The following is a 25,560-nucleotide window of genomic DNA, read 5'->3' on the forward strand; positions in this document are numbered from 1 at the left end:
ACACCGTCAGGCGCCAGCAGGCCAGACCGCATGCATGCGGCGTGAGGCGACCGGACGCATGGCAAACCTGTCACTCGCGCTGGAAATCATCGGCAAGAACCCATAGAATGCCCGGCTCTCTTTAACGACCTAGGTGATACATCCATGCAGCCCATGCTGAATATCGCGCTGCGCGCCGCCCGCAGCGCCAGCGAATTGATCTTCCGCTCCATCGAGCGCCTGGATACCATCAAGGTCGACGAAAAAGACGCCAAAGACTACGTAACCGAAATCGATCGCGCAGCAGAAAAAGTCATCATTGACGCGCTGCTCAAGGCCTACCCGACTCACGGCATCCTCGGTGAAGAAACCGGTCTGCGTGAAGGCAGCGGCGAAGGCGCTGATTACCAGTGGATCATCGACCCGCTGGACGGCACCACCAACTTCGTACGTGGCGTTCCGCACTTCGCAGTCAGCATCGCCTGCAAATACCGCGGTCGCCTGGAACACGCAGTGGTTCTGGACCCGGTTCGCCAGGAAGAATTCACCGCCAGCCGTGGTCGCGGCGCTCAGCTGAACGGTCGCCGTCTGCGCGTCAGCTCGCGCAAGAGCCTCGAAGGCGCATTGCTCGGCACCGGTTTCCCGTTCCGCGACAATCAGCTGGATAACCTGGAAAACTACCTGAACATGTTCCGCTCGCTGGTCGGCCAGACTGCCGGTATTCGCCGGGCTGGCGCAGCAAGTTTGGACCTGGCCTACGTGGCAGCCGGGCGTTTCGACGCATTCTGGGAGTCGGGCCTGTCTGAATGGGACATGGCCGCCGGCGCTCTGCTGATCCAGGAAGCAGGCGGTCTGGTCAGCGACTTCAACGGTGGCCATGAATTCCTCGAGAAGGGCCACATCGTTGCCGGCAACACCAAGTGCTTCAAGGCCGTACTGACCTCGATCGCCCCGTTCGTGCCGGCCTCGCTGAAGCGCTAAGCCTCAGCCAGCTGCAAAAAAAACCGGCCATGTGCCGGTTTTTTTTACGCCTTTAGAAAACCGCCGTACTTCCCGCCGACGCCGAATACACGGCAGAACACAGCACAACTGTGCGAGCGGCTCGCTGGCGAAATCAGTGTGTTAGTCAATATCATATGACGCACCATGCGACCGCCGGCAAGCCGGACTGCTACAGATCACTCTCCATACCTGATCCAGATAATCACTGATGGAAGAACTCCCGATAAACCGCAGACAAAAAAACACCCCTGCTCGAGGGGTGTCTTTTTCAGGGTCAGACCCGGGCGGCTTATTGTCCCGCCTGGCTCAACTCCAACTGACCATCCTTGTTGACCGGAATCTGGCTGCCTGGATCGCGATCCATACGCACCTGGCCAACCTTGTCGTTGAGCTTGTACTTGACGTTGTAGCCGACAACCTTGTCGCTGATGTCGTTGACCGTGTTGCAACGACTCTCAGTGGTTGTGTAGGTGTCGCGGTTCTGCATGCCTTCCTGCACTTTGTTACCGGCATAACCACCACCAACAGCGCCGGCGACGGTCATGACTTTCTTGCCGTTACCGCCACCAATCTGGTTACCGAGCAGGCCACCTGCCACGGCACCAAGGACGCTACCGACGATCTGGTGCTGGTCCTTGACCGGAGCGCGGTGGGTGACCGCAACGTCCTTGCACACTTCGCGAGGGGTTTTGATTTGTTCTTTAACAGGCTCGACGGCGAGAACATCTGCGTACTCTGGGCCGTTTGATTTTACGAGGCTATAGGTGGCCAAAGCACCACCGGCGGTTACACCGACAGCACCCAATACTGCACCGACTAGCAACGACTTGTTCACGTGAACCTCCTGACGATATTCAGCGCAACTGCTCGCGCTACTCCCAGCCTTGGAGCATAAAAAAAGGCGCGAGTTCATACTCGCGCCTTTTTTACAGGATGACCGGTCGGCAGAGATCGTTATGGACGATCGTCAACCTTCTCGGTTGTCACCGGTGGCAGCAGGTCTTCGGAGCGCAGGTTCAGCCAGATCAGCACCACGTTGGCGATGTAGATCGAGGAGTAAGTACCGGCCAGGACACCGATGAACAGCGCCACCGAGAAACCATGCAGGCTGTCGCCACCGAAGATCCACAACGCAACGATCGCCAGCAGCGTGGAGATCGAGGTCGCCATGGTCCGCAGCAGTGTCTGGGTGGTGGAGATGTTGATGTTCTCGATCAGCGAAGCCTTGCGCAGCAGACGGAAGTTCTCACGAACCCGGTCGAATACCACGATGGTGTCGTTGAGCGAGTAACCGATGATCGCCAGTACCGCAGCGAGTACGGTCAGGTCGAACGTCACCTGGAAGAACGACAGGATACCCATCGTCACCACCACGTCGTGGATCAACGAAACAATCGCGCCGACGGCGAACTTCCACTGGAAGCGGAAAGCCAGGTAGATGAGCACGCCGCCCAGTGCCAGCAACATGCCGATGCCACCCTGGTCGCGTAGCTCCTCACCGACCTGCGGGCCGACGAACTCGACGCGCTTGACCGTTACCGGGTTGTCGGCACCCGTCTTGCGCAGCGCCTGGGCAACCTGAGCGCCCAGTTGTGGATCTTCACCCGGCATGCGCACCAGCAGGTCGGTGGTGGCACCGAAGCTCTGCACGATGGCCTCGTGATAACCCGAGGAAGCCAGCTCCTCACGAACCTTGCCCAGATCGGCAGGACGCTCGTAGGTCAGCTCGATCAGTGTACCGCCGGTGAAGTCCAGACCGAAGTTGAGCCCTTTATGAAACCAGCTGAACAACGCCAGCACAGTCAGGAGCATGGTGATGGCGAACGCAACGTTGCGAACGCCCATGAAGTTGATGGTACGTTTCATGGCAGCCCCTTAAATCCACAACTTCTTGAAGTCACGACCGCCAAAGATCAGGTTGACCATTGCGCGGGTCACCATGATGGCTGTGAACATCGAGGTAAAGATCCCGAGCGACATGGTCACCGCAAAGCCCTTGACCGGGCCGGTGCCCATGGCGAAGAGAATGCCACCGACCAGCAGCGTCGTCAGGTTGGCGTCGAGGATCGCGGTGTAGGCGCGGTCGAAACCTTCATTGATCGCCCGTTGCACAGTCATGCCGTTGGCTATTTCTTCACGGATACGCGAGAAGATCAGCACGTTGGCGTCCACCGCCATGCCCATGGTCAACACGATACCGGCGATGCCTGGCAAGGTCAGCGTCGCACCCAGCAGCGACATCAGCGCCAGCAGCATGACCATGTTCAGCGCCAGTGCCACCGTCGCGATCAGACCGAAGAAGCGGTAGATGGCGAGGATGAACAGCGAGACAAACAGCATGCCCCACAGCGATGCGTGGACACCCTTGGTGATGTTGTCGGCACCCAGGCTTGGACCGATGGTACGTTCTTCAGCGAAGTACATCGGTGCAGCCAGACCACCGGCACGCAGCAGCAGCGCCAGCTCGGACGATTCGCCCTGGCCATTGAGGCCGGTGATACGGAACTGAGCACCCAGCGGCGACTGGATAGTCGCCAGGCTGATGATCTTCTTCTCTTCCTTGAAGGTCTGTACCGGCACGTCTTTCTCGACACCATCCACAACCTGTTTGGTGTAGGTGGTGGTCGGTTTCTGCTCGATGAAGATCACCGCCATGCTGCGACCGACGTTGGCGCGAGTCGCGCGGCCCATCAGATCGCCACCATGACCGTCCAGCTTGATGTTCACCTGCGGACGGCCGTGCTCGTCAAAGCCGGCCTTGGCGTCCGTCACCTGGTCACCGGTGATGATCAGGCCACGCTCCACCGGTGCCGCAGGGCGACCGCCTTCGCGGAACTCGAACATTTCGGTGGTGGCCTTGGTGTCATCCGGGCCTGCACCCAGACGGAACTCAAGGTTGGCGGTCTTGCCGAGAATACGCTTGGCTTCGGCCGTGTCCTGCACGCCTGGCAGCTCGACCACGATGCGGTTGGCACCCTGACGCTGAACCAGTGGCTCGGCCACGCCCAGTTCGTTGACCCGGTTACGCACCGTGGTCAGGTTCTGCTTGATCGAATATTCGCGGATCTCGGCGACCTTGGCCTGAGTCATGGCCAGGCGCAGGATCGGCATCTCGCCACGATCGCTCATGGTGATGTCGAAATCAGTGTAATCCTTGCGGATCAGGGCACGGGCCTGTTCGCGGGAATCGGTGTCACTGAAGCCCAGCTGAATTGCATTGCCATCTTGCGGCAGGCTGCGATAGCGCAGTTTTTCCTTGCGCAGCAGGCTTTTGACTTCGCCTTCGTAGACATTCAGACGGGCGTTGAGCGCCTTGTCCATGTCGACTTCAAGCAGGAAGTGCACACCACCGGAAAGGTCCAGACCCAGTTTCATCGGGCTTGCGCCAATACCGCGCAGCCACTTGGGCGTGGTTTGTGCCAGGTTCAGTGCAACGACGTAATCGTCACCCAGCGCCTTGCGCGCGACATCCTTGGCTGGCAGCTGGTCTTCCTGTTTGGTCAGACGCAACAAACCGCCCTTGCCATTCTCGGCCAGAGACGCGCCCTTGACCGCGATGCCAGCATCGGTAAGCGCTTTGCTTACGCGATCCAGATCAGCCTGATTGACTTGCAGCGCGGTGCTTGCGCCGCTGACCTGAATAGCCGGGTCATCAGGGTAGAGATTGGGTGCGGAATAAATAAAGCCGATCACCAGCACTGCCAGGATCAGGATGTATTTCCACAGAGGGTATTTGTTCAACATCACGCCGCCTGCTTATAACGCGGGGCGCCTTGCGCGCCCCGTCGATTGGTAAAAGACTGGAATCAGATGGCTTTCAAAGTGCCCTTGGGCAGGGTGGCAGCGATGGCGCCCTTCTGGATCTTCAGTTCTACGGTGTCGGAAACTTCGATGACCACGAAGTCGTCGGTCACTTTGTTGATCTTGCCCGCGATACCACCGGAAGTGACGACTTCATCGCCCTTCTGCAAGTTGCCCAGCAGGTTTTTCTGCTCTTTGGCGCGCTTGGCCTGTGGACGCCAGATCATCAGATAGAAGATAACCAGGAAACCGACCAGGAAGATCCACTCGAAACCACCGCCCATTGGGCCTGCGGCAGCAGGTGCAGCCGCATCCGCGAACGCGGAAGAGATGAAAAAGCTCATTTAACACTCCAGTTGCATATTTTTAATAATAAGAAGCGGTAAGACCGGATGTCAGTCAGTCCAGCGGCGGCGTCGCAAGCCCGCGTTTGGCATAGAACGTGTCGACAAAGGCGGCCAATGTACCCTGTTGAATAGCCTCGCGCAAACCAGCCATAAGCACCTGGTAATGCCGCAAATTGTGGATCGTATTGAGCATGCTCCCCAGCATTTCGCCGCACTTGTCCAGGTGATGCAGATAAGCACGCGAGAAGTTCTTGCAGGTGTAGCAGTCGCAGGTCGGATCCAGCGGCGAATCATCATGACGATGAAACGCGTTACGAATCTTCAGCACACCGGTATCGATGAACAGATGACCGTTGCGAGCGTTGCGCGTTGGCATGACGCAGTCGAACATGTCGACCCCGCGGCGCACACCTTCAACCAGGTCTTCGGGCTTGCCTACACCCATAAGGTAACGAGGTTTGTCAGACGGCATCCGTCCTGGCAGATAATCTAGGACCTTGATCATTTCGTGCTTGGGTTCGCCGACCGACAGACCGCCGATGGCCAGCCCGTCGAAATCCAGTTCACTCAAGCCCTCGAGCGAGCGCATGCGCAGGTTTTCATGCATGCCACCCTGGACGATGCCGAACAGCGCCGCGGTGCTCTCGCCATGGGCCACCTTGGAGCGCTTGGCCCAGCGCAGCGACAGCTCCATGGAGGTGCGCGCAACGTCTTCGTCGGCTGGGTACGGGGTGCATTCGTCGAAGATCATGACAATGTCCGAGCCCAGGTCGCGCTGAACCTGCATCGACTCTTCCGGCCCCATGAACACCTTGGCGCCGTCGACCGGAGAGGCGAAGGTCACGCCCTCCTCCTTGATCTTGCGCATGGCGCCTAGGCTGAACACCTGGAAACCACCGGAGTCAGTCAGAATCGGGCCGTTCCACTGCATGAAATCGTGAAGGTCGCCGTGACGCTTGATCACTTCGGTGCCAGGACGCAGCCACAGGTGGAAGGTATTGCCGAGGATGATCTGCGCACCCGTGGCCTCGATATCCCGAGGCAGCATGCCCTTGACCGTGCCGTAGGTACCAACCGGCATGAACGCCGGGGTCTCGACCACACCACGGGGAAAGGTCAGACGACCACGACGAGCCTTGCCATCAGTGGCCAGCAGCTCGAAAGACATACGACAGGTGCGACTCATGCTTGATCCTCTGGGGCCGAGTCCTTGGGGGCTGTCGGCGCGGGATTGCGGGTGATGAACATGGCATCCCCGTAACTGAAGAAGCGGTAACCGTGCTCCACCGCAGCCGCGTAGGCCGCCATGGTCTCGGGATAACCGGCGAATGCCGAAACCAGCATCAACAGCGTGGATTCAGGCAAATGAAAGTTGGTCACCAGGGCATCGACCACGTGAAACGGGCGCCCCGGGAAGATAAAGATGTCAGTGTCGCCGCTGAAGGGTTTGAGCACGCCATCACGCGCGGCACTCTCCAGCGACCGCACGCTGGTGGTACCGACGGCGATCACCCGGCCACCGCGAGCGCGACACGCCGCCACGGCATCGACCACTTCCTGAGTGACTTCCAGCCACTCATTGTGCATGTGGTGATCTTCGATACGCTCCACGCGCACCGGCTGGAACGTGCCAGCCCCGACGTGCAGCGTGACGAATGCGCTCTCCACGCCCTTCTCGGCAATCGCGCTCATCATCGTCTGATCGAAATGCAAACCCGCCGTCGGCGCCGCCACCGCACCGGCACGCTGGGCGTACACGGTCTGGTAACGCTCGCGGTCGGCGTCCTCATCAGGGCGGTCTATATAAGGTGGCAATGGCATATGCCCGACGCGGTCGAGCAGCGGCAACACCGGCTGGGCAAAACGCAGCTCGAACAACGCATCGTGCCGCGCGACCATCTCGGCCTCGCCACCGCCATCGATGAGGATCGTCGAACCCGCTTTGGGCGACTTGCTCGAGCGCACATGCGCCAGCACGCGATGCTGATCGAGCACCCGCTCCACCAGAATCTCCAGCTTGCCGCCCGAGGCTTTCTGCCCGAACAAACGCGCCGGAATCACCCGGGTATTGTTGAAAACCATGAGATCGCCGGGACGCAAATGCTCCAGCAAATCAGTGAATTGGCGATGCGCCAACGCGCCGCTGGGCCCGTCGAGGGTCAGCAAACGACTGCCGCGCCGCTCGGCCAGAGGATGGCGAGCGATCAATGAATCAGGGAGCTCGAAGGTAAAGTCAGCGACACGCATGATGGGGTTCGTCTAGCAGGGCCGCGAAGTTTAGCCGAAATAGTGAAAATTGACCATGAAACATGATTGACCAACGGTAGGCTCGTCTCTATACTTCGCCGCCATTGAGCCCTGATGGCGGAATTGGTAGACGCGGCGGATTCAAAATCCGTTTTCGAAAGGAGTGGGAGTTCGAGTCTCCCTCGGGGCACCAAACAGCAGCACCTTCAAGTGGTTACCTGACTTGAAGCACAAAGAAACCGGCCAGATTTGAGCCGGTTTTTTTGTGGGTGGGATTTGCCAAACATCAGGTTGAGGTGACGTTGTGCGGTTAAGACGTCGCTCAAACGCCGCGCCAACGAGCGCATAGCCTCGACCACATACTCGCCCTCGGCTCCCGATCAGCGGGCTTGCTCATCACCTGCGGCAAGTCCCTGAGCCTTACCCAGTAATCACTCTGCCACTCCAGCAACCCCACTGAACTTCCCGCCCATTTTATCGAACTGAAGCTGGGCGCTTGCGGCTGCGCCCTGTCGTGCAATGCTGGCAATACCTCATGGGTCAACCAGTGCCTCAGCGCACGGTTCTCGGGAACGTAATGATGGACGAGCATCGCAAAGAGTCCGGATTCGCTGATGAGCAGTTGCTTGCTCCATCGGCCATCATTTTTCAGCCATGCGCTGCGGTGCTGGTCGGGGTCGAGTTTCCAGGTGGCGCGTTCGTCGAGGGGTTTGCCCATGAGGCGGGCCGTATCCTGAAGGCAGAACCAGGCCTGGTTTTCGAGCGTAAGGGCGCGTAGTTGGCGATGGTGGCGGATGAAGGTTTTGGGTTCGTAGCAGTCGGTCATTGCCTCGTCCTCCCATGGCCGGTGAATGAGACGCGTCCTATCAGACGGGCGTGCAATGCCTGCATAAGTGAAGCTCCTGAAAAATAGACTGTCACCCATCGTCGCTAAACGAATAAGGGTGGCGGCTGTGCGAAGGTTAGCGAACCGGTTCCAGGAACCCGGCAGACCCGAGGATCTCCGACGCACAGCCGCCATAACGCGAGGCTCAAGTGTTCAGCTTGAGCCTCGAGAACAGCGTTGATGCGACTGGAAATCGGATCGCTAAATCCGGTCGCTGATACCAACGACGGAGCGAAGATTAGCGGGGGCTTTTTTGCTGTACAACCCGTTAAAGGGAATTCAGACATGTCCTACAGGGCGGCGCAATCTCAGGACCAGAGCCCCCATTAATGCCAGGCCAGTATCGCCCGCATGCTACGGAATCGTCTGGTTTTGCTGCCGGTGCCCGGCAGATCGCGAGCAAGCTTGCTCCTACGGCCTCCGGCCAGAATCAAAGGCCGATTGGAGGTGGAAGTCGGTCTTCGCTTGGCCAGAATCGAAGCCGATGGGAGGTGGGAGTTTAGCCGCGCAGGGTCAGCGTCAGAGCCGATTCGAGGTGTGAGCTAAGCGTCGTTCATCCAGCGTTAAAAGCTGACTAAAGGATTTAATTGAGTCTCGATTCAGCAGAGGTAAAAAAGCGGACTGGGGGGGGGTGGGTTAGAGCCACGTCCAACCTGAATAACGAAGGGATCGTTCGGAACTGAATAGCGCAAGACCTGTGGGAGCGATTCAGTCGCGAGACCGAGGTACAGCCGAAACATCTCCTGAAACTGGAGTCATTTTCGCTAATGAATCGGCTGCCCCAGGAGCAACCATGGTGATCCGCTATTTGCGCTTCAGCCACTTCCGGAAATCATCCAGCACTGATCGCCTGTCTTCGATGACTCGCTTTTTTATCATTGACAGAACGGTGAGTAGTAACTCTGACTCTTCGCAATCGAATCGCTCGGGTATAAACAGCAGGTCATACCAAGAAAGTACCTCGTACACAGAATAATCCTTGGCATTATCCTTTTTAACATAGGACAGGATATCTTTTTCTAGAGACTTTATTTTCATGCATGATTTCTTTTCGACCCAATTATTTACAATCTCTTCAAGCGTAAGCTGAGAGGTACGCTGGTCCTCAGGAAGGTGGTCTTGTATCCCATCTCCAAGATCACGCAAGAAGTCGATAAGCTCCATATATCCACGCATGATAACCTCACAAGATTGGGTAAGCCGAAACGATATAGGCAGGCATATAATTGAACTCAGTAAACTCTACGACAACAAGAACACTTTTCATACCTACTGGAGTGTCAGGCGCAGCTCTTGTAATTCCCCACCCTATGTCATCTGCGAAGCTCATCTTCAATACCACCCGATTATTCGTGCGGAGCAGGCTAACCTTGGAATATGCCAACACCTTATATCGGTGCGCTCTGAGAGCCTGGCTTACGGCCCATTCCGCCTGTTCGATACTGCTGAAAGTGGACATTACGTCGGCTTTTCTTTTACGCTTCATCCTTTTCTGCAATGCCACGATGTCTTTTGATACATGAAACCTTATCGTATGCCCGCCCGGTCCATTACTAGGAGCATGCAAACGCACCTCGCTCACCACAACGGTCATTCTCCCGGCCCGAACGGAAGATACCCTGGCGGCGTTATATAAAGATGCAGTGGTCAGAGGAACTAGAAATTCGGTAGCTAACCCGATAACGCGACCAGTGGCCCGTGACGCCCCCATGACCTCGGAGGCAGAAGCCCCAGCTTTGAATGCATAGGAGTCAGTTGCCCTACCCGTCACTAGCTGGTTAGTTGCCGCAGCCAATTGATCGGAGGCATGCACACCCATCGCGATGCAGCCGACTTTGGAAATCATCGTCGGCTCAGGTAAAGCACAGAGAACCGTGGATCCGGCCAACTCGACAATTCCACCAAGCAGTCGGAGACTACCAAATATCCGATTGGATCTAATCTCTGTCTCAGACAGCGACTCATGTTCTAGAATTGCTGCCATCTGAGCGTAACTAAGCATGACCCGAAAGTCATCTTGTTCAGGCATATCATTCCCTTATCAAAAAAAGCAGAGCAAGACGCGATTATGGAGAGCCGCCTTAAGAGCAGTAGCAACTATTGACAACGACCGTCGATAACAATGCTCCCGAATGTTAGCGTCAATGTTTTTTACATCAGTGCGACACTATCAAGGACGACAAAGACAGTGGGAAGCTAACTGGAGCACACTGATAACACAACCGACAAAAGCGGCAGGGAACTCTTTCCATACGCTTCTTACTTATATCTCCGAACATTCCTACAAGATTTTCGCGACACACAATCCCGAGGAACGCCAATTCGCACCCACATAATCATGTGTGGTGCAAATACGCCTGATTTGATAAGGATTTATGGAGGATGGTTGGGATGTGACAGACCGAGCAATTTGCTGCCGGTGCCCGGCAGATCGCGAGCAAGCTTGCTCCTACGGCCTCCGGCCAGAATCAAAGGCCGATTGGAGGTGGAGGGCGGTCTTCGCTTGGCCTGAATCGAAGCCGATTCGAGGTGGGAGTCTAGCCGCGCAGGGTCAGCGTCAGAGCCGATTCGAGGTGTGGGCTAAGCGTCGTTTTTCCAGCGTTAAGAGCTGACCAAAGAATTTAATTGAGCCTCGATCCAGCCTGATTAAAAATTCAAAAGACTCAGTTAAACGCTAATCTTAAGTCTCGGGCTCTGTATCCGACCCCCAGTATCCCAAGGCTATTTAAACCTAAACCATCTCGTATAAGAACTGATCAAATGCCACTTCCTGTCATTAATACCGGTGTTCAGAAGCTGTAGGGTTTCTGCTAGCAATTGAGCATCATCGCAGCCAAACCGCTCTTGCACAAACCCAATGTCATAGTCATAAAAAAGCTGATCTACAGAATAATCACCAGCCATATGCTTATTTAAATATGATTTTATATCACTTCGAAAAATGTACAGATCCAACAGAGACTTACGCCATGTCCAGTCGCGCACCACATCTTTCAATGTCAACGGATTCACCCTTTGCTCTTCCGGAAGATAATCCTGAATAGCAGTCCCAAGGTCGAGCAAGAAATCAATCAATCTACCGTACTCGCGCATATCTGCCTCATGGAATTGGATAGGCGGTGAGTACATAAAAAGGCATATTATTAAATTCATTAAATTCCACCACCACCCTAACGCGACTCATACTGACAGGAACATCAGGCGCTACCCTTTTTACCCCCCACCCTATTGAGCTATTTAACTCCATTACCATAACCAGCCTTCGCCTCTTTAATATAAAAGGCACCTTGGAAGCCAGTTGCACTTTCAATCTATTTGTTCTCAAAACCTGGCCAACTGCCCATTCAGCCAGCTCCAAGTTAGTAAACGTTGACATCGCATCTGTATTTTTAAACCTTTTCAACCTCTTTTGTAGTGCCGGAATGTCTTTATCCAGATGCAGTTTCTTCGTATGGCCGCCAATGCTGTCATTAGGAGCGTGCTTCGACTGGTCACTCACCTCAACCGTCATCCTTCCCGCCCGCACCGAAGACACCCTGAGCGCGTTGTAAAGGGAGGCTGTCGAAAGCGGAACAGCAAACTCGGTCGCCAGCCCGATCACTTGACCCGCTGCGTGCGATGCGCCCAGTGCTTCTGCAGTAGAGGATCCTGCTTTGAACGCAAAGGAGTCGGTCGCCTGTCCGGTGACAACCTGCGTTGTCGCTGCGGACAGCTGATCGGCGGCATGCACGCCCATGGCGATACAGCCTGCCTTTGAGATCATGGTCGGATCGGGCAAGGCGCACAGTACGCCTGCGCCAGCCAGCTCAATGATGCCGCCCACTAGCCTCAGGCTTCCATATATACGATTGGAGGCTATTTCAGAGGGGGACAGTGACTCATGCTCTAACACGGCTGCCATTTGCGCGAGGCTGAGGGCGACGCGGAACTCATCCTGGTCGGACACAGGCATTTCCTTATGTAATGGATCAATTGCTCGGTTACTACGACTAATGAAGATCAATGATTCGGTATGAACGTGGGTGGCAATCTTCAGTGCACCGCCGATTCAGCGGAGAGAGGCGAAAACTAGCGCGGGGAAGTTGTGCGAACAAGGGGACAGAGCGTCGAAGGATATGATCTAGACAGGTCCTGCGAAAGTTTCGGACTTGTCCTACGGCCGCCATTCAACAATCGCACTCAGTAATCATGACCTCGGATCAATAAGCAGAGAAAAGCTGGTCTAACAGTCAGCAGGCCGGCTTTTAATCAGCGATCAACTGTTCGTCTCGCATTCCGGGTCACAGAACGCCGATATTGTCGGACGCGTCGGAATTACCGCGCCGCGTGCCATCGGCAGGCTATATCTGACCGAGTACCTCAAGCCGCTGATGCAGCGAAATCCGGGGTTGCGGGTAGAGCTGAGCCTTGATGACCAATTGACCGACGCCGTGGCGTCCAGAGTTGATATCGGCATTCGAATTGGTGCCGTACGCGACAGACGCTACATCGCCAGAGCGATCGGCAAGGTGCCGTTGAAGATTGTTGCGGCGCCTTCGCTGATTGAGTCGGCAGGCGCTCCATGCAGCGTTGAAAGTCTCAAGGGTCTGCCGCTGTCAGTGCTCATTGACCGCAACCATGGCCGGCCTTGGCCGTGGTTCTTCGCCGACGGCCAGAGCTTTTCGCCGCCCTCCCCGGCCTTCAGCTGTGACGATCCCGAAACCGAGCTGCGATTCATCCTGGCGGGTCTGGCGTTCGGGCAAGTGCCGCATTATCTGGCCGAGCCTTACTTGAGCGAAGGTCGACTGGTTGAAGTACTGGCCCACAGCGCGCCGCCGCTCACGGACCTGATCATCTACCGCACGCAGTCAGGTCCGGTGCCGCCCAGGGTTCGGCTGGTGTATGACCACCTGATGGCGTGTTTTTCGGATGAGCAGATGTTTCCTCGGCAGGTCCACCCTTGATCGGGGTCGCGCGAGTGATGAAGTCAAAACGCACACCTGGTCAGCTTCGGCGCGCCCTCGCTGACCGTTGACCTGCAGTAGCACACCTGCCTCACATCACGTCGGCGCAGGCCGGCGTGATGCAACATCCTTCCCTGCGAATTTTCATCCCCCGCCCTGCAAAACCCCAGTTCTCAACTAGCCTGAAAATTGACTGATCCAAAGCGAATTCAACCGTGTGCTCCAACTCGCTGATCGGATAAAAATAAAAATGAAAGATCCCTATGCGTTCGGTTTCTATTGCGCCCTGTTCGCTCTCGCAGCGATGACCGGCGCGGTGTTCTACGAGTCCTACACAGGCGCCGGAGTTTCAGGCTCGGCGCGGGCGTACGACGTCATCAATTCCTGTTCGGCGCTGGTCCAGGCGCTGGCAGCCATAGGTCTGGTAGGGCTGGCGTTCAAGGCGTATCGCGCCTGGAAGAACGAGCTTATTCACAATAAGGCGCTGGGTATCATCTGGGACGCGAACGTGGCGTTTCGCGAGATCGAGCTCAGTTTCAACGAATGGTTCTTCGGCCCCAATGCGGTGGACAAGGCCAACAGCGAGGGCTCGCGGATTACCTCGTTGCTGGCGGCCAGCCCGTTTGGTGCCAGCCTGCGCAGCTTCAAGAAGCAGTGCATCCTCATCGACAAAGTGGTGATCAAGGACAACTGGCAATGGGTCAACCACGCCACCGAGCTGGATATGCTGGCCCGCGTGCTGAGCATGGACGCGTTCCGGCCGACCACCAAGGCCAAGGAAACCGCCAACATCATCGACTTTCTCTACTCGCGCGAAGGCGAGGCACTCAAACGCACCCAGGGCGAGTGGGAAATGCTGATGAAAGTAATCGAGAAGGACCTGGCGGCGCTGGAGGCTGAGTACAACGAATGACCCGCAGCAGGCATGGTCGCATAGCGATAGAACTGTTCGGCTGCTGATTTTGTCGAACGCATGCCTTCCGCCGGATGACCCTGCGGCTAACCCCCTTATCGAGGCCGCTGGTTCCCATGTTCGAACACGTCGACATCAATTATCTGCTGGTCAACTACGGTTACTGGGCAGTGTTCATCGGCTGCCTGATAGAAGGCGAGACCATTCTGATCCTGGGTGGGCTGGCCGCGCACCAGACGTCCTTGCGGCTGTTGCATGTGATCCTCGTCGCCACGCTGGGCGGGATGCTGGGCGATCAGGCGCTGTTCTGGATCGGTCGTTATTACGGCCCCAGGCTTTTGCCCAAGCTGCATCGTCAGCAAGCGACCATCGACCGTGTTTCCGGATTGATCGAGCGCTATCCGACGGCATCGATCTTTTCTGTGCGATTTCTCTACGGCATGCGTCTGATCGGGCCGCTGGTGATTGGAGCGAGCCGTCTGTCACCCCTACGTTTCTCGGTGATCAATCTGCTGGGTGCGGCGGTCTGGGCGACGCTGTTCGTCATGGCCGGTTATTGGGCGGGGGAAGCGTTGGAAAATCTGCTGGGCAACCTCAAGCCGTACCGCTTACCGATCTTCATAGGGGTGGTGGTCGTTGCCGCGGGCGTGGCGTTGTTCCGGCATCATCGGGCCAAGGTTCGGGTAAAGCGCTCATTGGTGAAGTGAGGAAAGCACATCCGGGCCAGAACAAGTCGTTAGCTGGCACTCCATATGTTCCACCAGCAAAGGCGGATGCAGGGGTTGTGCAAGCAAGTGGCGATTGCGCATCATGGCCTGCATGTCACTTCGGCAAAGGACCCGTCCGCGTTCATGAAAACCAGCAAGAGCATCACCCGCGCGTTCTGTGTCGAGCTGCAGCAGGAGCTGTCGATCGTCGCCGCGCGGCGTGAGTATTTCTCCCAGGAGCCGCCGCGGACGCGATTCAGTTTTCTGTGTTCGAGCGAGGCCTGTCGTGCGCAGCGGGTGAAGATTACCGGTGTGCGCTACGACGTGAAGCCGCAGGAGAATCCGACATTCGTTGCGGCTCATTTTCGCGCCAATCCCAACTATGAACATCACGTCGACTGCGAGTGGGTCGATGAGGCCGAAGCCGTCGAGGACGCGCCTGAGATCGAGGAATCCGCAGCAGAAACGGCGCTGCGCAAAGCCAAGCGCAAGCTGGATGATTACATCGATGTATTCGACCCAGCGCTCAAGGAACGCACGAAATCAGAATCTGCTGCGGTTAAACCTGACGCGCTGGCGGAGGCAAAGCCTGCCAACGTCACACCCGCGTCCGACACGGCCAGGAGCAAGCAGCCTGCACAAACCCGGACTAACAATCTGGAGCGTCTGGTCGACAGCTTCCGTCAGGCTCAAGCCCATTTGAGCAAGGAAGAGTTCGCCCTGTTGACCCTGAAAATTCCGGGACAGGGCGAGGTTACGTTGCGTTCGTATTTCCGCCACATCAAGTTCGCCCAGCTCGGTGACGAGCAACGAGTGCTCTACGGCGGCGGGCTGGTGGAGCGCTACGGTGCGGGCTTCAAGTTCAAGTTCTTCGATCGGTTGCAGGGCAAATTGGTGACGCTGTATGTGTCACCCGCGCAGATGCAGGCCTATCGTTCCAGCCGCTATATCAGCGAGTTGCTCAGCCATGCGGATGAGGTGCGGTTTTTCACCGTGTTTGCCCTCGGGACGCTGGCCGCCAGCCCAACCGGTAAAAGCATCAGCGTCGAGATAGAAGACTTGCGGCATCTGGCGATTGTCTTGGGGCCGGGCAAGGAGGCGGCGCCATCAGGCACTGACGGCGCCACTCAAGCGCAGTGATCCACACGGCCTGCCGGGTGTGGCTCAGACCCGGAATACCTGGACCATGCCGTTGAGCCCGACCGCCAGTTGCGAAAGCTCGCCACTGGCCCCTGACGTCTGGCTGGCGGCGGCGGCCGTCTGATTGGACAGGTCGCGGATACTCGTCAGGCTGCGGTCCACTTCACGAGCGACCTGAGCCTGCTCTTCGGTGGCTGCCGCGATGCCCAGGTTGCGCTCATTGATCAGAATGATCGCTGCCGTGATTTCCGCCAACGCCTGCCCGGCGGCTTCAGCCACTTGCAGACTGGCCTGAGCGCGATCGCTGCTGTTGCTCATGGCAGTCACCGCCTTACCCGCGCCATTCTGGATGGAGGTGATCATCCGTTCGATTTCCGCGGTGGACTGCTGAGTGCGATGCGCCAGCGCCCGGACCTCGTCGGCCACCACCGCAAAGCCACGCCCCGCCTCCCCCGCTCGTGCGGCCTCGATGGCGGCGTTGAGTGCCAGCAGGTTGGTTTGCTCGGCGATGCCGCGAATGACGTCCAGCACACTGCTGATGCCCTTCACCTGCCCGGCCAGGCCGTCGATTTCGCTAGCGGTCAAGCCTACGGCACTGTGCAGTTCGGTGATGACGCTGACGGTCTCCTCAACTCGACGACGACCATTCTCGGCCGACTGGCTGGAGTCGCGCGCCGCTACAGAGGCCTGCGCTGCGTTACGGGCGACTTCTTCGACCGCTGCGCTCATCTGGTTGATGGCGGTAGCGGCCTGATTGATTTCGTCGTTCTGCCGCTGGATGCCTTGCATCGCGTCCTGGGTGACGGCCGACATTTCTTCGGACGTCGAGGCCAGCTGATTGGATGAGTCACTCAACTGCATGACCGTGCGCCGCAGATTGTCCTGCATGATCGCCAGCGCGTTGAGCAGGCGACCCGGTTCATCCTGGCCATCGGCCTGAACCGGCTGGCTGAAGTCGTTGGCTGCGATACGTTCGGCGACACTCAGCGCCTTGGCGATAGGCGCGCTCAGGCTGCGGGTGAACAGACCGGCCAGGGTAAAGGTGGCCAGCAACGCAACGACGATGGTTGCAACGGTGATGTTGCGGGCCTGCACATAGGTCGCGTCAGCCGCCAGTGCCGTGGCTGTGACTTTCTGATCGGTGAGTTGCGCGGCCTGCGCGATGACCTTGTTCAACCCCTCCGCGGCGAGGGTCATCTCGCCGCTGGCCGAAACCAGCGAGTTGACGACATCGTTGCGCTGCTGCTCGACCGCATCGAGGAAGCGCGCGTGTACGCCAAGGTAGAGGGTGAGCGCGGCTTGCAGGTCCGTGTAGACCTTCTCGCCCTCGACCGTCGTCAGCAGCGGGCGAAGCTTGTTGACGTTGCCCTGCAGATCCTCACGCGACTGACCGACTCGTTGCCGGGCCTGCTTTTCGGTGTCGGCATCCGGCGCAGTGCGTGCCACCGAGTTCCAGAGGCGGATGGATGTCAGGTTGTTGCCGATATCACCGATGCGTTGCACGGTCGGCAGCACGGTGGTTTCGACGACTTCCTGGGCCTGTTTGAGGTCTGCCGATTGCCAGAGAGAAAACACGCCCTGCACGGTCACCAGCAGTGCAAAAAAGCCAAAGCACAGCAACGCTCGCGGCGCGATGTTCAGGGATCTGAGATTCATGGGCATACCTTTGAGTCAGTAACGGGCATTTAGAAGAAACGTTTCAGCTACTATGCAAGAAACGATATCAAAATGCCTCTACTACTCAAACTTACCGACGTGGAGCACCCAGTGGAGCCCCAGGCGGGGCCATTCGCAGCGCAGCTGCCCAGACAGCATCGACCTGAAAGGCCCCCGTGATGCTCAGTTCATGCGCGCTGTCGTGACTGGATGTACGCGAGAAAGGCATCCAGGTCCGATCCGCACAGATTTCGTGCCACGGACTTCACCTCCTCCATCGGCCAGTCCCACCAGGCTGCCTGCAGCAGCTGCTCACGCACCGCTTCTTCAAAGCGCCAGCGGATGAACTTGCATGGATTGCCCCCTACCACGGCAAACGGTGGCACATCGCGCGCGACCACTGCACCAGCGGCGACGATGGCCCCATGCCCCACCGTCACACCAGACAAAATCGTCGCGTCTGCGCAAATCCAGCAATCACTGCCGATCACCACGTCGCCCTTGCTGGGCGCGTAATCCTTGATGTCATCCAGGCCCTTCATCATGGCCGGAAAAGGGTAAGTCGTGAGCCAGTCGGTGCGATGCTCCCCGCCCAGCAGGATCTTCACGCCCGCGGCGATCGAGGTGTAGGAGCCGACGCGCAGAATGGTGTCGTCGCCGAATTCGAACACCTCCGGAATGCCGTAAGTGCCAGTGCCAACCACGTAATGCGGATACCGCAGGCGAATCTTTTCCGCCGCCCGTTCGAGTTTGTCCAGGCTGCGCAGGTGCTTTCTGGTTTTTCTGGTTTTCAGCAGTTCGAGGAATTTCATGCAGGTGTCCGTGAACGAAAGCGGGCGCGACAGGAGCCGATCAGTTCAACTGCTCTGCCGATGCAGCAGGAGGCGCTTGACCCGGCGCAGGGTGGTTTTGTTGAAATGGCGCAACGGGATCGAACGCAGCAGGGTCCAGGCGTATTTCTTGTCGCTGACGACCGCGTATTTCAAAGCCTTGTTGATGATCGCGGTCAAACCTCGGCTGTAGGCCGGGTGCGCGCGATAAGGGGCGATGGTTCGCATGTCGGCGTCGAGCAGGACCTTGTAGCGGCGCGAGAGGTTGTTCGGGTGCCGGCGATAGCGTGTGACGCTGACGGGCAGCACATGCACCTCATAGCCTCTGCTGGCGATTTTCAGGGTCATCTGAAAATCCTGGACCTTGATCTCGGGATCGTAGAAATCCACGGTTTTGAGCGCATCCATCCGATACAACGAAACCGGCGCGCCGACGACGATGGCATCGCCCAGGATTTCATCGAAGCTCAGCTTCTGGATGCCGGCGAGTTTCTGCGTCTTGGTGTCGTTGCCGTCGGAGTCCATGTAGATGATCAGCGCACCGACGCAGCCGACTTCCGGGTGCTGATTGAGGTATTCGGCTCGCAGCCGCACCGAGGAAGGCAACATGATGTCGTCCAGGTCCGGGGTACAGACGTAATCGCCGCGGGCATATTTCAGACCATGGTTCAGCGCAGCGCTGACCCCCTGATTGGCCTGAGAGTAGAGTTGAAAATCGTATCTGGCCTGCAGGGTGCGAAGCATTGCCACGCTGTTATCGCTCGAGCCGTCATCGATGATGATGACTTCGAAGTTCTGATAGTCCTGGGCGAAGATGCTTGCTATGGCGACATCCAGATACTTTTCTGCGTTGTAGCAGGGCGCGATGATCGATACGAGGGGCATCGAGTCATTCATGGGCCGGATTTCTGGAGTGATTTGGGCAGTCATAATTCTGTTTGTTGTTTCTCTACGACTGGATCGAAGGTATTTCGCTACGATCCTTGTACAAAACAGACACATGATGCGGCAAAGTAGGGACCTTTGTCATGGGCTGATCAAGCTCGGAAGGCCAAAACAGAGCATTTCCCTACACGGCCGTAGGCAGAACCTTACGTCAAACCGGGATCATCGCCCAATAAAAAACCCCGCGACTCTGAAGAGCAGCGGGGTTTTTTGTTTCAGCTCAGGTGATCAAGGAGCAGCGTAAGTAACCAGCAGCTCTTTGGTGACCTGAAAGTCCAGCGACATCGCCACGCTCAAAGCCGTGATGGTGAAGATGGAGAACACGAACAGCTTGCGTGCCCAAACGGTGTCGTCCTTGGCTTTGTAACCTGTCCAGGCCATGTACAACCAGTACATGCCCATGGCGGCGGCAACGGCCAGATAGTTGAGCCCGGCATAACCGCCGAAGGTCAGCATCAAGGTCGCCAGCAGGAAAGCCACGATGTAGATCAGGATATGCCGCTTGGCGACGCGGATACCACGCTTGACCGGCAGCACCGGAATCGAGGCAGCCAGGTAGTCGTTGAAGCGGAAGATGGCGATGGCATACGAATGCGGCATCTGCCACAGGCTGAACATGACCAGCAAGGTCAGCGCTGCGAGGTCGAAGCTATTGCTGACCGCGACGTAACCAATGACCGGTGGCATGGCCCCTGACAGGCTGCCGACCAGCGTGCCATGAACGGATTTGCGTTTCAGGTACAGGCTGTAGAAGCCGACGTAAATCACAAAGCCAATCACCGCAAACAGTGCCGCCAGTGCGTTGGCCTTGAAGTACAGCAGGCCAACACCGATCACACCCAGAACCGTGGCGTAGGCCAGTGCCAGTTTCAGCGAAACCAGCCCTTGCACCAGCACACGGTTCTTGGTGCGTTCCATCTTCAGGTCGATATCGCGGTCGATGCAGTTGTTGAAAACACAACCGGATGCAACGACCAGCGACGTACCGATCATCGCTACCAGGAACAGGCCGAAATCGACATGCCCCTTGGACGCCAGAAAAAAGCCACCCGCCACCGAAAGCACGTTACCGAAAATGATCCCCGGTTTGGTGATTTGGATAAAGTGCTTCAGTGACATCAGGTTTTCCTCACTTCGCCATCATGGCGGTGTGAATGCTGAACATGATCCAGGTGCTCAAGCCGACCAGCAGCACGATCACGAGGCCAGCAAAGGCGAAAGCGATCACGTTGTTACGCTGCGCCGCGGAACGGTCCAGGTGCAGGAAGTACACCAGGTGAACCAGAACCTGGACGACCGCGAAGACCAGCACGATCCACAGGGTGGCGATTTTCGAAATGGTCGGGAACATCACCAGACCGAACGGAATCGCGGTCAGGATGATCGACAGTACGAAACCGACCATGTACGACTTGAAGCTGCCGTGACTGGAATCGTCGTGGGATTGATGTGAATTTGCCATTTAGATCGTCCCCATCAGATAGACAACGGTGAACACGCAGATCCAGACCACGTCCAGGAAGTGCCAGAACAGGCTGAGCATGCTCAGGCGGGTCTGGTTGGTCGCTGTCAGGCCGTTCTTGCTGACCTGGTACATCATGATCGCCATCCAGATCAGACCGCTGGTCACGTGCACACCGTGGGTACCTACCAGCGTGAAGAACGCCGACAGGAAGCCGCTGCGATTAGGACCGTAGCCTTCGGAGATCAGCATGTGGAACTCGTTGACCTCCATGCCGATGAAGCCCAGGCCGAACAGGAAGGTCACGAACAACCAGCCCAGAACGCCAGACTTGTTACCTTTGTGCATCGCCAGCATGGCGAAGCCGTAGGTGATCGAGCTGAGCAACAGGCAGGCGGTTTCGCCGAGCACGTATGGCAGTTCGAAGATGTCGTGGCCCGAAGGACCACCGGCAACGTTGTTCACCAGCACTGCATAGATTGCGAAGATCGACGCAAACAGGATGCAGTCGGTCATCAGGTAGATCCAGAAGCCGTAGATCTTCATCTCGCCGGCGTCATGGTGACCATGGTCGTGCTCGTGGTCATGACCGTGGTCGTGACCCTTGGCACCTTCAAATACTAAGTTCGACATTGTTTATGCCTGCTCCAGCTTGTTGACAGGAGTGTTCGCCTGGGCGTCACGCACCGAGGCCAGGATCTTGTGTTGCTCGCCTTCGATGCGGGCCACTTCGGATGCTGGAACCATGAAGCCCTGATCGTCACGTGCAGCGTGAATGACGAAGTAGACGATGGTGCCAACCAGGCAGACGCCTGCCAGCCAGAAGATGTGCCAGATCATTGCGAAACCGAAGACGGTGAGCAGTGCGCCCATCACCAGACCGGTAGCGGTGTTGTTCGGCATGTGGATGTCGGTGTACTTGGCCGGAACCGTGTACGCCTCGCCATCACGCTTGGCCGCATAGAACGGATCGATCTCGTTCGCCTTCGGCAGTTCTGCGAAGTTGTAGAACGGAGGTGGCGACGAAGTGGACCATTCCAGGGTATGGCCATTCCATGGGTCACCGGTCAGATCGCGGTTCTGTTCGCGGTCACGGATACTGACGTAGATCTGGATCAGCTGGCAGGCGATACCGGCCATGATCAGCACTGCACCCCAGAACGCGACGTGCAGGTATGGCGTCCAGTCCGGGTTATCAGTGGTGTTCAGACGACGGGTCATGCCCATGAAGCCGAGCGCGTACAACGGCATGAATGCCACGTAGAAACCCGAGATCCAGAACCAGAACGCTGCCTTGCCCCACTTCTCGTTCAGCTTGAAGCCGAACGCTTTAGGGAACCAGAACGCGAAGCCGGCGATGTAACCGAATACCGCACCACCGATGATCACGTTGTGGAAGTGCGCGATCACGAACAGGCTGTTGTGCAGAACGAAGTCAGCACCCGGGATAGCCAGCAGAACGCCGGTCATGCCACCGATGGAGAAGGTAACCATGAAGCCCAGGGTCCAGAGCACTGGCGCGGTGAAGCGCAGACGACCCTGGTAGATCGTGAACAGCCAGTTGAACAGCTTCACACCCGTCGGGATGGAAATCAGCATCGTTGCCAGACCGAAGAAGGCGTTGACGCTGGCACCCGAACCCATGGTGAAGAAGTGGTGCAGCCAGACCATGAAGCCCAGTACCGAGATCGCGCCGGAAGCGTAGATCATCGAGTGGTGGCCGAACAGGCGCTTGCCGGTGAACGTCGAGATGACTTCGGAGAAGACCCCGAACGCCGGCAGAATCAGAATGTAAACCTCGGGGTGACCCCACGCCCAGAACAGGTTCACGTACATCATCGGGTTACCACCCAACTCGTTCGTGAAGATGTGGAAGTCCAGGTAACGGTCGAGGGTCAGGAACGCCAGGGTGCCGGTCAGGATCGGGAACGAAGCCACGATCAGGACGTTGGCCCAGGTGCAGGTCCAGGTGAAGATCGGCATGTCCATCAGTTTCATGCCAGGTGTACGCATCTTCAGCACGGTAACCAGGAAGTTCACGCCCGTCAGTGTCGTACCCAGACCCGATAGCTGCAGGGCCCAGATGTAGTAGTCGACACCCACGCCAGGGCTATAGCCAAGCTCCGACAGCGGCGGGTAGGCAACCCAGCCGGTACGTGCGAATTCGCCGACACCCAGGGACACGTTCACCAGGACCACGCCGGAGATCAGCAGGTACAGGGACAACGAGTTCAGGAACGGGAACGCAACGTCGCGAGCACCGATCTGCAGCGGCAGAACGATGTTCATCAGGCCGGTGAAGAACGGCATCGCCATGAAGATGATCATGATCACACCGTGGGCGGTGAAGATCTGGTCATAGTGTTCAGGCGGCAGATAGCCAGGCGAACCCTCGGTGGACAGGGCCAGCTGGGAACGCATCATGATGGCGTCGGCGAAACCACGCAGCAACATGACCATGGCGATGACGATGTACATCACGCCGATTTTCTTGTGGTCGACTGACGTCAGCCACTCGGTCCACAGGTAGGTCCACTTCTTGAAATACGTGATCAGACCGAAGACCGCTGCACCGCCGATAGCGATCATGGCGATCGTGATCATGACTATCGGTTCGTGGAACGGAATCGCGTCCAGACTTAATTTACCAAACATCGTTTACTCCTCTGCCTGCGCAGCTGAATGCTTACCCATGTCCATCCCTTCCATACCGGCCACTTCTTTCTTCTCGTGGACAATCTTGCCCGGCTTCATACCTTCATACTTGTCGATGATGGTCTGGAACAGGTTCGGAGTGACCGTGGAGTAGAGTTCAACGGGGTTACGTTCGCTAGGTTTGGCCAGAGCGGTGTATTCAGCCGTTGCCAGCTGTTTAGGTGAATTCTTGACTTCGGCAACCCAGGCGTCGAAATCAGCCTGCGAGGTTGCGGTCGCCTTGAATTTCATGCCGGTGAAACCTGCGCCGCTGTAGTTGGCGGAGATGCCGTCGAACTCGCCGTTTTCATTGGCGATCAAGTGCAACTTGGTCTGCATGCCGGCCATGGCGTAGATCTGGCCGCCCAGTGCAGGGATGAAGAACGAGTTCATGACCGAATCAGAGGTGATGCGGAAATTGATCGGGGTGTTCGCCGGGAAGACGATCTTGTTGACGGTGGCGATGCCCTGTTCCGGGTAGATGAACAGCCATTTCCAGTCAAGTGCGACGACTTCGATGGTCACAGGCTTCACATCGGACTCGAGCGGACGGTAAGGGTCCAGCGCGTGGGTGGACTTGTAGGTCACGTAGCCCAGTACGATGATGATCGCCAGAGGAACCAGCCAGACCACCAGTTCAATCCTGGTCGAATGTGCCCAGTCGGGGGTGTAGGTTGCGCTCTTGTTCGACGCGCGATACTTCCAGGCGAAGATGATGGTCATGAAAATGACCGGCACCACCACCAGCAGCATCAGCAGGGTAGCGGTGATGATCAGATCACGCTCTTGTACGCCGACATGGCCCTTGGGATCCAGCAGCGTGTAATCGCACCCGCTGAGCAGGAGCATGCTGAAAAGGGCCAAGAAGCCAAAAAACCTGGGGTACCTTTTTTTACTCATCTCACGACCTCTAAAAGCAGCTTTCGCATCGCAGTTGGGTTTCGACCGCCAACACTTCACCCTGCCAGGTGCTGGCAAATTTTTGGATTGAACAGGGGCCTGTCAGGAAGCTTATGGCCTCGTAACAAATCCGGGTTTAGCTGTGGTTTCTTATTCGAATGGTGGCAACCGCTAATGCGGTCCAAATCCCTTGGCGCAGACATTCTGAACTTGACGCAAGAGGCCATCCAAACGGCGTCTACAAAGGCGTAAAAACGCTTGCTGACCTCGATTTCCGCCGACCATCAAGTGACAGGGGCGTTAAGTGGGGGCGATTGTAGATACGTAAAGTTTTATTGACTATGAGTTATTGCGCAACAGTTAATTTCCGAATCGGTAAGAATGCGGTCTTATGTCGCACCCCCGAAAGCCGTGATAGCCCCAAATTTCTTAAGGAATTCGGGGCGATTTTTTACGCAACACTTTGTAATCAGCGCGCTTTCGATCGGTTCCGGATGACGCCCAGCGGTACCAGAATTACCGTGAGAACAAAAGCGATCAGTGCCCACTGCGCGAGCGACAGTCCGAAAACTGGCGGATATGGCGTCTCGCAGAACCCCCCTACCTGAAAACCCAACGGAAACAACGAAGCCAGCGGCAGCCCATCGACGATCGGCTGCAGGATATCGATACCGCAGCTCTCGGTCGGGTGGGTCTGGATGTACACGTGACGCCCGGCCGCGACGACCCCGCCGACAGCGCTGAGCGTCGCCAATGTTTCGCAGACGGTCAGACTCAGGCGGCCCGGCATGGCTGCGCCGATGAAGGCAAACACGGCGATGAACAACAAGGCATAGCGCTGCAGGATGCACAGGGGGCAAGGCGCCTCGCCCAATACGACCTGCATGTACAAGGCTCCGCCGATCAAGCCCAGGCAGACAACGCCCAGCAGGACCAGGAACTGTTTCTCGCGGCGCAGGTAAAACATGTCTTCGGTCATTCACATACCCTTTGAATTGAAGTCCATCCAGATCGACAGATCTGCGTTGTCGCGTGCCCCGGCTGCCCGGAAAGCCGGCAATTCTACCATCGTCGCGCTAGCTCGCTGGCGCAGAAGGTGAGCATACGA

General features: G+C 57.2%; 25 protein-coding genes, 1 tRNA gene and 1 pseudogene. 6 read left to right on the plus strand and 21 right to left on the minus strand.

Annotated elements, in window-relative coordinates; genetic code table 11:
* The first annotated feature begins 144 nt into the window (after window positions 1-144).
* Window positions 145-960, plus strand: a complete 816-nt coding sequence (suhB, locus tag ACI2KS_RS02855) for an inositol-phosphate phosphatase (protein WP_404616976.1) — start codon at window positions 145-147, stop codon at window positions 958-960.
* A 310-nt stretch (window positions 961-1,270) separates the two neighbouring features.
* On the opposite strand, the gene ACI2KS_RS02860 is transcribed toward suhB, so the two are convergent.
* From ACI2KS_RS02860 to queA, 6 genes are all read right to left on the minus strand, one after another.
* Window positions 1,271-1,816 carry a glycine zipper 2TM domain-containing protein gene (locus tag ACI2KS_RS02860; protein ID WP_404616978.1) on the minus strand — a complete coding sequence of 182 codons (546 nt, stop codon included), beginning with the start codon at window positions 1,814-1,816 and terminating at the stop codon, window positions 1,271-1,273.
* Between the two features lie 119 nt (window positions 1,817-1,935).
* Window positions 1,936-2,847: a protein translocase subunit SecF gene (gene secF / locus ACI2KS_RS02865; protein ID WP_404616980.1), complete on the minus strand. Its 912-nt coding sequence runs from the start codon at window positions 2,845-2,847 to the stop codon at window positions 1,936-1,938.
* Between the two features lie 9 nt (window positions 2,848-2,856).
* Window positions 2,857-4,725, minus strand: coding sequence for a protein translocase subunit SecD (gene secD / locus ACI2KS_RS02870; protein WP_404616982.1), 1,869 nt, complete (start codon window positions 4,723-4,725; stop codon window positions 2,857-2,859).
* Between the two features lie 62 nt (window positions 4,726-4,787).
* Window positions 4,788-5,126, minus strand: a complete 339-nt coding sequence (gene yajC, locus ACI2KS_RS02875) for a preprotein translocase subunit YajC (RefSeq protein WP_404616983.1) — start codon at window positions 5,124-5,126, stop codon at window positions 4,788-4,790.
* Between the two features lie 55 nt (window positions 5,127-5,181).
* Window positions 5,182-6,297 carry a tRNA guanosine(34) transglycosylase Tgt gene (gene tgt, locus ACI2KS_RS02880; protein WP_404617256.1) on the minus strand — a complete coding sequence of 372 codons (1,116 nt, stop codon included), beginning with the start codon at window positions 6,295-6,297 and terminating at the stop codon, window positions 5,182-5,184.
* A gap of 14 nt (window positions 6,298-6,311) precedes the next feature.
* Window positions 6,312-7,376, minus strand: coding sequence for a tRNA preQ1(34) S-adenosylmethionine ribosyltransferase-isomerase QueA (queA, locus tag ACI2KS_RS02885; protein WP_404616985.1), 1,065 nt, complete (start codon window positions 7,374-7,376; stop codon window positions 6,312-6,314).
* Between the two features lie 108 nt (window positions 7,377-7,484).
* On the opposite strand from queA, the gene ACI2KS_RS02890 reads away from it, so the two are divergent.
* Window positions 7,485-7,569 (plus strand) — tRNA-Leu (locus ACI2KS_RS02890).
* Between the two features lie 129 nt (window positions 7,570-7,698).
* On the opposite strand, the gene ACI2KS_RS02895 is transcribed toward ACI2KS_RS02890, so the two are convergent.
* The 5 genes from ACI2KS_RS02895 to ACI2KS_RS02915 all read right to left on the minus strand — a co-directional run bounded on the left by ACI2KS_RS02895 (window position 7,699) and on the right by ACI2KS_RS02915 (window position 12,208).
* The gene (locus tag ACI2KS_RS02895) at window positions 7,699-8,202 is read right to left on the minus strand and encodes a Bro-N domain-containing protein (RefSeq protein WP_404616987.1); all 504 of its coding nucleotides are present in this window, start codon (window positions 8,200-8,202) and stop codon (window positions 7,699-7,701) included.
* Window positions 8,203-9,066: 864 nt separating this feature from the next.
* The gene (locus tag ACI2KS_RS02900) at window positions 9,067-9,426 is read right to left on the minus strand and encodes a hypothetical protein (protein ID WP_404616989.1); all 360 of its coding nucleotides are present in this window, start codon (window positions 9,424-9,426) and stop codon (window positions 9,067-9,069) included.
* A 19-nt stretch (window positions 9,427-9,445) separates the two neighbouring features.
* Window positions 9,446-10,291 carry an RNase A-like domain-containing protein gene (locus ACI2KS_RS02905; protein WP_404616991.1) on the minus strand — a complete coding sequence of 282 codons (846 nt, stop codon included), beginning with the start codon at window positions 10,289-10,291 and terminating at the stop codon, window positions 9,446-9,448.
* A 692-nt stretch (window positions 10,292-10,983) separates the two neighbouring features.
* A complete protein-coding gene (locus ACI2KS_RS02910; protein WP_404616993.1) occupies window positions 10,984-11,355 on the minus strand; it encodes a hypothetical protein in 372 nt (123 codons plus the stop codon).
* A gap of 7 nt (window positions 11,356-11,362) precedes the next feature.
* Window positions 11,363-12,208: an RNase A-like domain-containing protein gene (locus tag ACI2KS_RS02915; RefSeq protein WP_404616995.1), complete on the minus strand. Its 846-nt coding sequence runs from the start codon at window positions 12,206-12,208 to the stop codon at window positions 11,363-11,365.
* A gap of 349 nt (window positions 12,209-12,557) precedes the next feature.
* Here ACI2KS_RS02915 and ACI2KS_RS02920 point away from each other — a divergent pair, with 349 nt between their 5' ends.
* From ACI2KS_RS02920 to ACI2KS_RS02935, 4 genes are all read left to right on the plus strand, one after another.
* On the plus strand, window positions 12,558-13,205 hold the full coding sequence (locus ACI2KS_RS02920) for a substrate binding domain-containing protein (RefSeq protein ID WP_404617258.1): 648 nt from the start codon (window positions 12,558-12,560) through the stop codon (window positions 13,203-13,205).
* A gap of 250 nt (window positions 13,206-13,455) precedes the next feature.
* On the plus strand, window positions 13,456-14,118 hold the full coding sequence (locus ACI2KS_RS02925) for a hypothetical protein (RefSeq protein ID WP_404616997.1): 663 nt from the start codon (window positions 13,456-13,458) through the stop codon (window positions 14,116-14,118).
* Between the two features lie 116 nt (window positions 14,119-14,234).
* On the plus strand, window positions 14,235-14,825 hold the full coding sequence (locus ACI2KS_RS02930) for a DedA family protein (RefSeq protein ID WP_404616999.1): 591 nt from the start codon (window positions 14,235-14,237) through the stop codon (window positions 14,823-14,825).
* 144 nt (window positions 14,826-14,969) lie between these two features.
* Window positions 14,970-15,965 (plus strand): ATPase, encoded by a 996-nt coding sequence (locus ACI2KS_RS02935; protein ID WP_404617001.1) that lies wholly within the window; start codon window positions 14,970-14,972, stop codon window positions 15,963-15,965.
* A 24-nt stretch (window positions 15,966-15,989) separates the two neighbouring features.
* On the opposite strand, the gene ACI2KS_RS02940 is transcribed toward ACI2KS_RS02935, so the two are convergent.
* The 10 genes and pseudogenes from ACI2KS_RS02940 to ACI2KS_RS02985 form a co-directional block, all read right to left on the minus strand.
* The gene (locus tag ACI2KS_RS02940; RefSeq protein ID WP_404617260.1) at window positions 15,990-16,853 is read right to left on the minus strand and encodes a methyl-accepting chemotaxis protein; all 864 of its coding nucleotides are present in this window, start codon (window positions 16,851-16,853) and stop codon (window positions 15,990-15,992) included.
* A pseudogene (locus tag ACI2KS_RS02945) lies at window positions 16,845-17,627 on the minus strand (MCP four helix bundle domain-containing protein); the annotation flags it as partial. The gene ACI2KS_RS02940 and the pseudogene ACI2KS_RS02945, both read right to left, overlap by 9 nt.
* 182 nt (window positions 17,628-17,809) lie before the next feature.
* Window positions 17,810-18,433: a CatB-related O-acetyltransferase gene (locus ACI2KS_RS02950; protein ID WP_404617003.1), complete on the minus strand. Its 624-nt coding sequence runs from the start codon at window positions 18,431-18,433 to the stop codon at window positions 17,810-17,812.
* A 45-nt stretch (window positions 18,434-18,478) separates the two neighbouring features.
* Entirely contained in the window at window positions 18,479-19,336 is an 858-nt protein-coding gene (locus tag ACI2KS_RS02955) for a glycosyltransferase family 2 protein (RefSeq protein WP_404617005.1), read from the minus strand.
* 288 nt (window positions 19,337-19,624) lie between these two features.
* On the minus strand, window positions 19,625-20,515 hold the full coding sequence (cyoE, locus tag ACI2KS_RS02960; protein ID WP_404617006.1) for a heme o synthase: 891 nt from the start codon (window positions 20,513-20,515) through the stop codon (window positions 19,625-19,627).
* Window positions 20,516-20,525: 10 nt separating this feature from the next.
* On the minus strand, window positions 20,526-20,858 hold the full coding sequence (cyoD, locus tag ACI2KS_RS02965; protein ID WP_404617008.1) for a cytochrome o ubiquinol oxidase subunit IV: 333 nt from the start codon (window positions 20,856-20,858) through the stop codon (window positions 20,526-20,528).
* Window positions 20,859-21,491 (minus strand): cytochrome o ubiquinol oxidase subunit III, encoded by a 633-nt coding sequence (locus ACI2KS_RS02970; RefSeq protein ID WP_404617010.1) that lies wholly within the window; start codon window positions 21,489-21,491, stop codon window positions 20,859-20,861.
* A gap of 3 nt (window positions 21,492-21,494) precedes the next feature.
* Window positions 21,495-23,513: a cytochrome o ubiquinol oxidase subunit I gene (gene cyoB, locus ACI2KS_RS02975; protein ID WP_404617012.1), complete on the minus strand. Its 2,019-nt coding sequence runs from the start codon at window positions 23,511-23,513 to the stop codon at window positions 21,495-21,497.
* A 3-nt stretch (window positions 23,514-23,516) separates the two neighbouring features.
* Window positions 23,517-24,452 carry a ubiquinol oxidase subunit II gene (gene cyoA / locus ACI2KS_RS02980; protein WP_404617014.1) on the minus strand — a complete coding sequence of 312 codons (936 nt, stop codon included), beginning with the start codon at window positions 24,450-24,452 and terminating at the stop codon, window positions 23,517-23,519.
* Between the two features lie 469 nt (window positions 24,453-24,921).
* The gene (locus ACI2KS_RS02985; RefSeq protein WP_404617016.1) at window positions 24,922-25,431 is read right to left on the minus strand and encodes a disulfide bond formation protein B; all 510 of its coding nucleotides are present in this window, start codon (window positions 25,429-25,431) and stop codon (window positions 24,922-24,924) included.
* Between the last annotated feature and the right edge of the window lie 129 nt (window positions 25,432-25,560).

Source organism: Pseudomonas sp. NPDC087358 (assembly GCF_044900785.1).
Taxonomy (GTDB): domain Bacteria; phylum Pseudomonadota; class Gammaproteobacteria; order Pseudomonadales; family Pseudomonadaceae; genus Aquipseudomonas.